The organism is uncultured Campylobacter sp. (assembly GCF_938018145.1).
Classification (GTDB): domain Bacteria; phylum Campylobacterota; class Campylobacteria; order Campylobacterales; family Campylobacteraceae; genus Campylobacter_A.
The window spans coordinates 1-10,890 of record NZ_CALIII010000097.1 but is presented as its reverse complement, the minus strand read 5'-3'; the positions used below and the strand labels follow the sequence as shown (position 1 = coordinate 10,890).

The 10,890-nt window shown below is 47.1% G+C and carries 11 protein-coding genes; 3 read left to right on the top strand and 8 right to left on the bottom strand.

Annotated features, from left to right (window positions below; all coding sequences use genetic code 11):
• The 7 genes from Q0338_RS02135 to Q0338_RS02105 form a co-directional block, all read right to left on the bottom strand.
• The coding region (locus tag Q0338_RS02135; protein ID WP_298085322.1) for a NosD domain-containing protein at positions 1 to 758 on the bottom strand (758 nt) is incomplete at its 3' end.
• Positions 755 to 1,516, bottom strand: coding sequence for a cytochrome C (locus tag Q0338_RS02130; protein WP_276709080.1), 762 nt, complete (start codon positions 1,514 to 1,516; stop codon positions 755 to 757). The genes Q0338_RS02130 and Q0338_RS02135, both read right to left, overlap by 4 nt.
• Before the next feature lie 135 nt (positions 1,517 to 1,651).
• Complete coding sequence (gene nosZ, locus Q0338_RS02125; protein WP_298085321.1) at positions 1,652 to 4,246, bottom strand: Sec-dependent nitrous-oxide reductase; 2,595 nt, start codon at positions 4,244 to 4,246, stop codon at positions 1,652 to 1,654.
• Between the two features lie 15 nt (positions 4,247 to 4,261).
• A complete protein-coding gene (locus Q0338_RS02120; RefSeq protein WP_298085320.1) occupies positions 4,262 to 5,383 on the bottom strand; it encodes a hypothetical protein in 1,122 nt (373 codons plus the stop codon).
• A gap of 156 nt (positions 5,384 to 5,539) precedes the next feature.
• Complete coding sequence (locus Q0338_RS02115) at positions 5,540 to 6,118, bottom strand: SCO family protein (RefSeq protein WP_298085319.1); 579 nt, start codon at positions 6,116 to 6,118, stop codon at positions 5,540 to 5,542.
• 28 nt (positions 6,119 to 6,146) lie between these two features.
• Complete coding sequence (locus Q0338_RS02110) at positions 6,147 to 6,608, bottom strand: hypothetical protein (RefSeq protein WP_298085318.1); 462 nt, start codon at positions 6,606 to 6,608, stop codon at positions 6,147 to 6,149.
• Complete coding sequence (locus Q0338_RS02105) at positions 6,608 to 7,102, bottom strand: copper chaperone PCu(A)C (protein WP_298085317.1); 495 nt, start codon at positions 7,100 to 7,102, stop codon at positions 6,608 to 6,610. Before Q0338_RS02105 ends, Q0338_RS02110 begins: the two co-directional genes overlap by 1 nt.
• Before the next feature lie 132 nt (positions 7,103 to 7,234).
• Here Q0338_RS02105 and Q0338_RS02100 point away from each other — a divergent pair, with 132 nt between their 5' ends.
• Genes Q0338_RS02100 through Q0338_RS02090 form a run of 3 tightly spaced genes read left to right on the top strand, consistent with a single transcriptional unit; the run spans position 7,235 to position 9,410 of the window.
• Positions 7,235 to 8,170, top strand: coding sequence for a L,D-transpeptidase family protein (locus Q0338_RS02100; protein ID WP_298085316.1), 936 nt, complete (start codon positions 7,235 to 7,237; stop codon positions 8,168 to 8,170).
• The gene (gene cmeU / locus Q0338_RS02095) at positions 8,171 to 8,413 is read left to right on the top strand and encodes a CmeU family protein (RefSeq protein ID WP_122871619.1); all 243 of its coding nucleotides are present in this window, start codon (positions 8,171 to 8,173) and stop codon (positions 8,411 to 8,413) included. It abuts the gene before it with no gap.
• Positions 8,406 to 9,410, top strand: a complete 1,005-nt coding sequence (locus Q0338_RS02090) for an alanine racemase (protein WP_298085315.1) — start codon at positions 8,406 to 8,408, stop codon at positions 9,408 to 9,410. The genes cmeU and Q0338_RS02090 overlap by 8 nt, the downstream gene beginning before the upstream one ends.
• Before the next feature lie 509 nt (positions 9,411 to 9,919).
• On the opposite strand, the gene Q0338_RS02085 is transcribed toward Q0338_RS02090, so the two are convergent.
• A complete protein-coding gene (locus Q0338_RS02085) occupies positions 9,920 to 10,756 on the bottom strand; it encodes a TIGR01777 family oxidoreductase (protein WP_298085314.1) in 837 nt (278 codons plus the stop codon).
• Positions 10,757 to 10,890 lie beyond the last annotated feature (134 nt).

The following is a 10,890-nucleotide window of genomic DNA, read 5'->3' as shown; positions in this document are numbered from 1 at the left end:
TCTCTGATGTTAAATCCCGAGGCGTCTTTTAGCGCGATACCCACGCCAAACGCTCCGTTTGAGTTGATTATCACGTTTCGGCGCACGAGAGAATTCGTAGAAAACATAAAATACATCCCCACGGCGCCGCCGCTAAATTCGTTATCCTCGATGAGGTTGTCCGCCGAGTACATCGTATGCACGGCGTAGCGGTTATTTTTGCCGAAATTTTTGCGGATTATGTTGTTGCTGGAAAACCACGCCACGATGTCGCGGCTGTTATAGACGTAGTTTCGCTCGATTAAGTTTTCGTGCGAATACCACGCGCGCACGGCGTCTCCGCGTCTAGGCACGTCAAAGCCCTCTTTTGAGGTGATGTTGTTATCTCTTATCACGGCTTGGTTGCATTCTGATAGCTCGATACCGAAAAGCACGTCTTTAAAGCGGTTTTTCTCGACTAAAATATTATTGCCCTTTGCGCAGCTTATGCCTGCATCTAGGTTCATCTGGCTCGTGCCGCTGCCTTCGATGTTTAAATTTATGAGTTTAACGTTTTTTGCCGTTACTTTTATCACGCTTGATTTGCGGTCGCCTCGTATCACGGCGCCATCGCCTTTGCCTATTATCGTTAGCGGCTTATCGACGATTATATTTCCCTCGTAAAGTCCGTCGTTTAGGCGCAGCGTGTCGCCCGGTTCGGCGGCGTTTATAGCGTCTTGCAGCGGACCGGCGAAGGCCGTCAAATTTAGCGCGCAAAAGAGCAAAAGCTTAAATTTCATTTCGCGTCTTTGAGCTCTTTTTTCTTTGAAAATACGGCTAGGATACAAAGCGCGCTCATAGCCATCATCACCCAAAATCCTATGCTAGGATACGAGTGCGTCGTAAACTGCGCGACCTTGCCGTCGCCAAGCACGGTAGGCATAAACGGTTTGATCTTAAACGCGCCCCACTCTTGCATATTGTGTCCATACCAGTATAGCCAGCCCGCAAACGCGCCCATAAAAAGCAGCGGAGCGATGGTCGGAAGCACCATGAGCAGGGAGTTAAATTTGCCGTCGTAGTATAAAAAGGCTAGCATGCAAAGCGTGGAAATAAGCAGATAATAAGGCGCAATCGCGCGCTCGACGTTGCCGCCGTGCTCCATCGGATACATGCCGATGTAGTGGTTTATGGTGTTCATCTCGTGCACGTCGCCGCTGTATCCGTCAACGTGAAAATAAACCGGAATACCGTTTGGAAAGGCGTCTTTTGGGTAGTTTGGCGCTTCAAGCGCGACGTACCAGATAGGAAAAGAGGGCGTGCCGATCTCGGCTTTTTGCTCGATCATCTTTTCCAGACTGCTTGCGACGTCCTTTGACATCAGGTGGTTTTTGTACTGAAACGAGGTGTAAAGGTCGTAAATTTTATACGAATACCCGGCAAGCGGCTCGCCCGCGGCGATCTTGGCTTTGGCTCCGAAAAAGCCTAGCACCGGGATCGTAAAACAAACGGTCATCAAGACTAACGCGATAATAGTGTAAATTTGATACTTCTTCATCGTTTCTCCTTTATTAAATTTAAAAAATTTTTCGCAAAACGCTTTTTAAATTTAACGTAGGAGGCTCGGGTTACGCGTGCCGAGCCTCAAATTTAGCGGACTGATTCGGACCGCTAAGCCCGAATCAAATTTGGATTACATTCCCGCGTTTTCGTCGATCCATTTTAGGTATTCGATGATATCTTTGATCTCTTGATCGCTCATGTGCTGATTAGGCATTCTTAGGTTAAAGTAATCGATCATAGACTTGATATACTCGTCGCCGTAAAATTTAGATGGATCTTTGATAAAGTCAAACACCCATTTCTCGCCGTTTTCGTGGCGCAAAAGAACGCCGGTTAGATCAGGGCCTGAGCTAACCTGACCGATGACGTGGCAGCCGTTACAACCGCCTTTTAGATAGGCTTCCTCGCCTTTGGAGGCAGCCGGGCTCATAGGCGTGGCGATCTCTTTAGCGAGATTGTTTTTAGCTCTTAGGCCGACGTCCGCGGTTTTAACCATATACTGCCATACTTGGTACTCCCATAGTATCGCGCCGTTTACGTCTCCTTTTTTGTAGGCTTCGTCGGCTTTTGCTTTTACTTCAGGGATTTTGCCGTACTGATCCAGCGCGTCGGTAACTAGCTCTTTTACCTTAGGATATTTTTCGTAATGCTTCTCTTTTAGATACGTAACGACGCTTTGGATAACCTCGTCGGTAGCTTTGTTTGTAGCGATTACTTTATCGTATTCGGCTTTTAGAGCTTCTGGACTTAGGGTTTTTAGCTTGCTTGCTTTGGCGGATTCGTATTTTTTGTTCGGATCTTTAACTAGCAAGTAACCCATCATCTCAAGGTGCAGCGCAGAGCAAAATTCGGTGCAGTAGTAAGGGAACACGCCCTCTTCGTCCGCTACGAAATTTACGGTCGCTGTTTTACCCGGCTCTAAAGACGCGTGGATGTTGTAAAGATCCACGGTAAAGCCGTGCGTCTCGTCCTGGGCGCGCTCTAGGTTGGTTAAGTGGATGGTTACGTTGTCGCCTTTATTTACCTCGATATGCTCAGGGTTGATGTGGCTTCTGATCATCGTAGCGTAGACGGTTACGTTTTTGCCGTTGCGCTCGATCCTCTCTTGTCCGGCGAGAGTTACGAACGGACTTTCTTTACCGGTGCGAGAGTTTGTTCCCATGGCGTAGGTGGTAGCCGGTTTTAGCTTGCTAGCCGCAATCGAAACTACGTCGTGAGGTTCGCCTAGAGGTATCGGCATATCGTATAAAAGCTCCATTTTTGAGCCGGCTATGTCGATAAGCTGGTGGTTTTGCGGATGAAGAGGGCCTACCGGGTTAAAGCGATCGATCGAAAGTTTATCAAGAGCGATAGCGTATTTACCCTTAGGTTTGGCCGATTTTCCCTCCATAGTATCAAGGTGTCCGATGTTGTAGTGGACGTTGATCCTATCTAGAACTTTTAGATTTTTGTAGTCCCATTTCACGATCTGGCTATCGACGTAAAGAGAGGTATAGATGATGCCGTCTTTTTCGTCAAAAGAGTTGTGCAGAGGTCCAAGGCCAAGTTCGACTTGTCCTTGCAAGCTCTTTGCCATATCAAGCACCGGAATGCCGTACGGATCGGTACCGGCAAACTCTTTTTTATCGATCAAATTTTTGATCTTTTTAAAATCATAAACCGTCGCGTGAGTATCTAGCTTGCCGCCGATAACGATATAGCGGCCGTCAGGAGTGACGTCTACGCCGTGCGGGCTCTTTGGCTCAGGGATCAAAAATAGCGCGCCGGCTTTAACCGCGGCGTCTATCGTAACTACTCTATGGCCGTTTATCTCCATATAGTTTTTCTTATCTTGAGCTAGTTTTTCTAAAATTTGCCAGTTATAAACGTGCAAATAGTCAGTGTCGTTTCTGCTAGCGCCCGCTTCAAACGGAGGCAAGCCCTTTTCGATACCGCCCGTATACATCTCGGAGTTTATCGAGTTTGTAAACGCCCAGCCGAAGCTCTCGCCTTTACCGGCATCGCTTAGATCCTGCCAATACGGAGGAAGCTCGAGCGAGAAGGAAGCTTTCTCGTCTATCTTGCCTTTTGGATAGTCGAATTTCCAAAACGTTACCGCGCCGCGGTATGCGCTTTCGTACTCGTCTATCGAGTGGTAGCCGTTATCTAGCGGAGCCGCGTACTGTGCCGCTTCGATGACGTATTCGCTATTTGGAGTGATGAAGCTGCCGCCGTGTTCGCTTTTTACGATTGGATTAACGACGATTTGAGTAGTTTCGAAATCGTGCAAATTTATAACCGCGATGCGAGGGTTGGCTTTGTCGTTGATGAAAAGATAATCGCCGACGTATTCGCCGTTTTTCTCGGTTAGAGCAGGGTGGTGAGTGTCGCCCCACGTGATTTGTTTGCCTCTGATGGCGCCGCTTTTTAGGATGGCTTTAGACTCCTCGTCGTAGCCGTATCCCTGCCAAGGCTCGGGCGTAAAGACGCCGATATACTTGTAAATCCTCATTGAAGGCACGCCGTAAACCATCACCTGTCCGCTTTGGCCTCCTGATGAGAAGACGATATAGTCGTCCTTCTTGCCGCTCGGCTGATACGTTTTAGCAGCCGCCAGGATGTCTTTTTCCGTTAGACCGCGCGCTTTCATGATAGCTTGTAGGTCGCTATCCGCCGCACACGCACTGCTAACGGTAAACGCCAGGCCCGCAGCCGCAACGATACCGCAACTAAGTAGTTTGTTCATTGAAAATCTCCTTTCCTAAGATTTTTTCTTGTAAATTTGGATCTCGCCGTTTATGCTAACGGCTATGACGCTATCTTCGTCGTTAAAAATTTTTATCACGGCGTCGGAGTTTTTGCCTATTTTTTCTATCTGTTTAAACTCCGCGTCGCTTCGTAAAATTTCGCCGTTTCCAAGTCCGATATAAATCTTATCCTGCACGACTAGTAGGCTTTTAACGCGAGAATTTGAGATTTTGTAAATTTGGACGATTGGGTTCGGGGCGGCTTTGGTCTCTGTGCTCGCCGAGTTTTTTGTTTCTAAATTTGTAGAGTTCATCAAAATTGCGTTTGTTGTGCCGCTAGTCAAATTTAGATCCGCTTTGTTTTGCGCGTTTTTGACGGCGGTTAAATTTGAGCTAGCGTTGTCTTTGACGTTTGCTTGCGTCAAATTTGCTTCGGCATCCAAATTTGTCGCACCCGTTTGCTTGCTTGTTAAATTTGCTTCGGCGTCAAATTTGAGGGTGGCTATCTCGCCGCTCGCAAGTCCGAAAATCACGCCCGAGTTTATCTCCGCCGCGCTCAGAGCTACGGATTTTAATCTGCCTAGATTTTTTGCTTTCATGGTGCTTAAATTTACGGTAAAAACCGATCTATCCCAGCTGGTTATCAGTGCGGCGCCGTTTAAAATTTGACAGGTTACGATACGGTATGTGCCGTCAAGATTTGCGCGCGTCAGCTTTTTTGACGCAACGTCGTATGCGACAAAGGCGTCTTTGCTGACGACCGCGTAAATTTTGCCGTTTGCGACGTGAAGGTGCGTTATCTGCGTATCAAGGCTTAAATTTGAAAGATTTAGCATGCCGGCAAAAGAGCTAAAATCATCGTTAAATTTAGCTATCTCGCCGCCAGCAAATCCTGCGTATAAATTTGCGCCATCAAAGGCTAGCGAGGTTATCTCGTCTGTTTTAAAGTCAAATTTGCTTATGGGTTTTAAGTCTTTTTGATTAAGTATATTTAGCGAATTTTTGGCATCGTAGACGGCTATGGTTTTGTTTTGCTTGCTATAGGCGCAGCTTTTTACGTCGAGGCTAGCCGTAGCGCTAACGTCGCTTGCGAAGGAGAAAATAAACAGAGCGCATACGAGCGCTATAATTTTCATAAATGTCTTTCAAATTTAAATTTTCTATTAATGAAACTATACAACCGGAAGGCTTAAAGTATATTGATTTAAATCAAAATCGTTAATAATTGAGCATAAAAAAATATCTCTGTGTTATAACGTAACACTCATAACAACTAAATAATAAAGCTGTTATTATTTCAGATTTTCCAGCGTTTTCTTGATGTTTTGCGCCGTTAGATTGGAGATCTCGGCGACGAATTTATCGTTTTTATCTAGTACGTATAGCGAGGAGCTATGAGCGACGGAGTACTCCATGACCGATTTTTCAAGCAGCACCTTTTGATACTTCACGCCGTAGCTTTTTGCAACCTTAGGTAGATCGTCTAATACTATACCGTAAGAATTTGGATAAAAATACTTCGCGTACTCATCGACGTTTTTAGGTTCGTCGCGCTCCGGATCTAGGGTGACGAAAATCACGACGATATCGTCTCTTTTAAGCTCGTTTAACACGCCGCTTAAGATACCTAAAGTCGCGGGGCAGACGTCCGGACACGAGGTGTAGCCAAAGTATATGATCTTATTTTTACCCTCAAAGCTCTTTAGACTCACCGCGCCGTTTGTGCCCTTGCCGGTAAAATCGTAATTTTTTAGACCCTCGGCGACGTTTGCGCTTTGACCGTTAGGGGCGTATTTGTTTGAATAAAATGCGAGATAACCTACGCCAAGAACCGTTAAAATCAGTATAAGTACGATAATAAGCTTTTTCATCATCCGTCCTTTTAAGTAAAATTTGCGTCTATTGATGCAAGTCGAAGTCTATATAAAGTCCGCTTTTTTTGCCGTTTTCAAGCACCTCGAAACGGTACCTCATGATGTTTATCAGGCACGCGCTTAGCACGATGTTTGATATGTAGGCGTTGTCGCGTTTTTCTACTTCGGCCTTAATCACACCCATGTCCATATTTACGCCGTGGATCTCAAGGCTCGGGTTTTTAAACCCTTCTAGCCCCTCGATACGCACGATCGTCGGCTGCATCGTGTAAACGGGCTTTGGCGAGAGGCTAAATTTAACCGTCTTGCCGCGAAACTCTACGCCGCATGAGTGCTCGGCGTTCATATCGCAGGGAAGCGGGGTTAAATTTGCCCCCACGTCCTCTGCGCTCAAAAAGTCCTCTTGCGCTTGCGGTTTAAAAAACAGATACGCCGAGGTCGCAAAAACCCCGACTAGCGCGACCAAAACTATGAGAAATTTTTTCATTAATGCTTATGATGTCCGCCGTGATCGTGCGCGCCGTGATCGTGTCCGTGTTCGCCGTCTTTTTTAGCTACGACCGACTTTGCGACGATGTCTTTTAGCTCAAGTTTTTGTCCGTTATCAAACTCTAGCGTAGCGTCTAGTTTGTCGCCTTCCTTGATCGGAGCTTTGATGTCCATTAGCATTACGTGCAGACCGCCAGGTTTTAAATTTGCCTCGCCCATCGCAGGCACTTCAATATTTTCTATTTGTACCATCTTTTTCATGCCGTCTACTTCTTTGTGCGTATGTATCTCGCCCGTAGCGGCTGCCGGAGAGCTAGCGCCGACTAGTTTTACTGGCTTATCTGTGTTATTTTTGATGTCGAAAAACAGAGCCGTATTTTTTGCGCCGGGAGGTGTAGCCTTGGCGTAGATATCAACGATCTCGATATCTGCGGCATTTGCAAGGCCCAAAGAGGCGACTAACAGAGATAAAGCTAAAAATTTGCTTTTCATTTTTTGCGTCCTTTTACATGGAATTTTGATATTCGCTATTGTAACACAAAATAAAAGCTTTTTAAAATTTTTAAGAGAAAATGTAATATAATTCTGGCCTTTATTACGAAAATACTCAACGTTAGGAAAATTTTGAAAAAACTACTCGGCTTACTTATTTTTTATGCTTTTTTTTCTCAAATTTTACTCGCCGAAGCTTTAGCGGACTCAAATTTGACGGGCGCTAAATACTGGCTGGAAAAGCTAGGCGCAGCCGACGTCAGATACGGCTACTACGAGGCTAAAACCAAAATCATCGTCGTAAATAAAGCGCAAAAAACCCTGCAAAGCTTCGAGTATGCAGACGGAGCGCTGGAGCAAATCTTTTCTCAAAGCGTGATAACTGGCAAAAGCGGGGATAAATTTAAAGAAGGCGACCTAAAAACGCCGGTCGGGGTTTACGACGTCACGGACAAATTTACGCCGCCGGACCCCTTTTACGGACCGCTTGCGATGTCGCTATCATACCCGAACGCCCACGACAAAGCCGCACAAAAAACGGGCGGAGGCATCTGGATACACGGCCTGCCGATGAAAGGCAAGCGCGAGGACGAAGTAAAAACGCGCGGCTGCGTGGCGTTTAACAACGACGCGCTGGTAAAATTTGGCCAACTAATCGGCAGCGAAGGCGTCGTGATAATCAGCGAAAGCCAGAAGGTAGACGCTAGCAAAGACGACGTAGCGCGCGTTCTGGCGCATCTGCACGAGTGGCTGCAGGCGTGGCGAGATAACGAGACTAAAATTTACCTCGGCTTTTACGCGGACGAATTTGTAAAAATAGACGGCAAAAACGCGCTAACGAGGGCTAAATTTGCCGAAAATAAAAAGAGAATTTTCGCGCTAAACGAAAAAAAGAGCATAAAAGCTTCAAATTTTAGCGTGACGCCGTACCCGAACACTAAAGGGCAAAACCTTTTTAGAGTAGTTTTTGACGAGGATTATGCTGCGCCTAGTCACGAATTTAAGGGGCAAAAAGAGCTCTATGTGCGGCTAGATAAAGATAAATTTAAAATCTTAACGGAGAAGTAAATGCAAGAAAAAAGCGAAATAGTAAAGGCTCAAATCGAGGAAATTTTAAAGGCTAGGGGCGAGTTTTTCGCCGAGCTAGACCGCCAAGTGCCAAAGGTTGCGGGCACGGACGTGTTTGACTTTGCGGCGGTTAAAGAGGCTGATCTAAAGGCGCTTTACGCCAAATTTTACTCTTATGATTATAGTATTAGGAAGCTGCTTCCTAACGTTTATGAGGCGTTTGGCGTAAAATTCAATGTCTGAACTCGTTTTAAACAGATCCGCCTACATCCATAATCTAACCAAAATTTGCGCCAAAGCCGGCGGCAAAGATCGCGTGATTTTGGTGCTAAAAGACAATGCCTACGGGCACGGAGCGGCGCTTGTGGGGCGCGAGGCGGCAAGCTACGGCATCAAATTTTGCGCGGTCAAAAACGAAGTCGAGGCGCGCGAGCTAGAACCCTTTTTCGAGCATATTCTCATCCTTTCGCACATCCCTACGGGCGGCGAGAGCGAGCGATTTATCTACGCGGTAAACGACATTTCGCTGATTGCTAAATTTAAAAAAGGCGCGCGCGTGCATATCGCCGTCGATACGCTCATGCACCGAAACGGCGTTGCCACGTGTGAAGTGCGTGCGGCATGCGAGGCGGCTTTGGCGCACGGACTGCAAATTTGCGGCGCATTTACGCATTTTAGAAGTGCTGAGGAGCTTAGTAGCGATTATTTCGTGCAGAGGCAAAATTTTGACGCGGCAAAAGCCGTAGTGCGCGAAATTTGCGGCGGATCAAATTTGACCTTTCACTCGCACAACTCCGCTGCGACCGAGCGCTTCGGCGAGCTAGCGGACGAGTGCGTGCGCGTGGGTATCGCAGCCTACGGCTACGCGCAGTTTGACGAAAGCTTGGGGCTAAAGCGCGTGGCGTCGCTCTGGGCGCATAAGGTTAGCGGCAGAGTGCTAAAAAAAGGACAATGCGCGGGCTACGGCGCTAAATTTTGCGCGAGCGAGGATATGCAAATCGCCGTTTACGACCTGGGCTACGGCGACGGACTGCTGCGCTATGCGGGTGAGGGGGAGCTAAAGACGGCCGGCGGACAGCGACTGCTTGGCAAAATGTCGATGGATAGCTTTTGCTGCGAAGACGCGGGCGATAAAATTTGCGTATTTGACGACGCTAGCGTTTGGGCGGATTTTTTCGGCACGATCAGTTATGACGTCTTGACCAAACTTTCGCCTAGCATCTCGAGGCGGTTTGAGTAAAACTTCTCGCAAGTCCGCTTGAGCGCGCAGGTAGCAAACTCTGCGCGCAGAACGAGTGGCAAAAGCTAGCTTTCCAAATTTATGAGCTTAGTCTGATATCTTCAAAAGCGTAAATTTGCCGTCTGATTCAAATTTACGCCGAATTTTGCCTAATATCGGCTCGCGGTTTTGTAAATTTGAGACATCGTTTGGCGGTCAAAAAATTTATCGCTTTTTTTCTTGGGCGGATCGTGCTAATTTTGCCTAAGCGTCAGGTTTGCTAAATTTTGCTTACCGATTTGCAGCCTGCCATATCAGTGGGCAAAGCATTTTATGTTTTAGGGCGTTATCGTATTTGCTCTTATGCCTCTACGCCTGCGTTTTTAAAATTTGGATTTGTGGTAAAACCGGACGAGATTCTATGCGGCTAAATTTTCGTAGTGGCGTCAAATTTACGCTGGCTTGGCGCGAGCCGCATTTTGCAAAAACCGAAGCGGAGCATTTGGCTAAGCAGGCAAAATTATTTAAATTTACTTCAAAATATCCCGAAGCGCCGTTTTTAGATCGCCAAATTTAAAGCTAAATCCGCTCTCTATCAAAGCTTTGGGATAAACTTTCGCACCTTCAAGCAGCACGACGGACCCCTCGCCAAACATCAAATTTAACGCAAATTTAGGTACTTTAAAAAATGTCGGTCGCCCTAAAACCTCGCCTAAAATTTGAGTAAATTCGCCGTTTGTGCTAGGTTGCGGCGAAACGAGATTAAAAACGCCGCTTTGGCGGTTTTGCAAGGTAAATTTAAACGCCTCTAGCAAATCAGCGATGTGAATCCAGCAAAACGCCTGCTCGCCGCTACCGATCTTGCCGCCAAGACCGAGCCTAAATGCCGGCAGCATCTTAGCTAGCGCGCCGCCTCGCCCCAGCACCACGCCTAGGCGAAATATCGCCGTTTGCGTCCGCGCTTTAGCGGCCTCGCTCTCCCACTCGCATGCCAGCTCGCCCAAAAATCCGCGGTCAAATTTGACCGAGCTCTCGTCGTGACTAAGGCTGTTTTCGTAGATGCCGACGGCTGAAGCGCTGATGAAAAATGGCGGATTTTCTAGCTCGTTTATAGCGCAAACCAGCGTGCGCGTCGTCTCTATCCTGCTTGTGCGAAGACGCTTTTTATACGCCTCGCTCCATCTGGCCGCGATAGAAGCACCGGCTAAATTTATAACCGCGTCGCAGCCTTTGATGAGGTTTTTGAGCGCGTCTTTGTCGGCGTAGGCGGCCCTCGGGATAGCTACTGTCTCGTGCCCTTGGGTTCTAAAAAAGCGGCAGAGTTCGCCGCCGATAAATCCGCTTGCGCCGTTTACGGCTATTTTCATATTTTGCCTTTTTGATAAATTTACTTTGACGCGGGCGGTCAAATTTGATGCGGCGCAGGATTAAATTCGGCTTTAAATTTAAAGCCCGAAGTAAAGCCGTTTTGCTTAAATTTGACGGCAAGATCTGCGCTTAA

Excerpts from the sequence above, each read along its gene's own strand:
- Q0338_RS02130 (WP_276709080.1), bottom strand. The coding sequence starts at position 1,516 with ATGAAGAAGTATCAAATTTACACTATTATCGCGTTAGTCTTGATGACC.
- nosZ (WP_298085321.1), bottom strand. The coding sequence starts at position 4,246 with ATGAACAAACTACTTAGTTGCGGTATCGTTGCGGCTGCGGGCCTGGCG.
- Q0338_RS02120 (WP_298085320.1), bottom strand. The coding sequence starts at position 5,383 with ATGAAAATTATAGCGCTCGTATGCGCTCTGTTTATTTTCTCCTTCGCA.
- Q0338_RS02115 (WP_298085319.1), bottom strand. The coding sequence starts at position 6,118 with ATGAAAAAGCTTATTATCGTACTTATACTGATTTTAACGGTTCTTGGC.
- Q0338_RS02110 (WP_298085318.1), bottom strand. The coding sequence starts at position 6,608 with ATGAAAAAATTTCTCATAGTTTTGGTCGCGCTAGTCGGGGTTTTTGCG.
- Q0338_RS02105 (WP_298085317.1), bottom strand. The coding sequence starts at position 7,102 with ATGAAAAGCAAATTTTTAGCTTTATCTCTGTTAGTCGCCTCTTTGGGC.
- cmeU (WP_122871619.1), top strand. The coding sequence starts at position 8,171 with ATGCAAGAAAAAAGCGAAATAGTAAAGGCTCAAATCGAGGAAATTTTA.
- Q0338_RS02090 (WP_298085315.1), top strand. The coding sequence starts at position 8,406 with ATGTCTGAACTCGTTTTAAACAGATCCGCCTACATCCATAATCTAACC.
- Q0338_RS02085 (WP_298085314.1), bottom strand. The coding sequence starts at position 10,756 with ATGAAAATAGCCGTAAACGGCGCAAGCGGATTTATCGGCGGCGAACTC.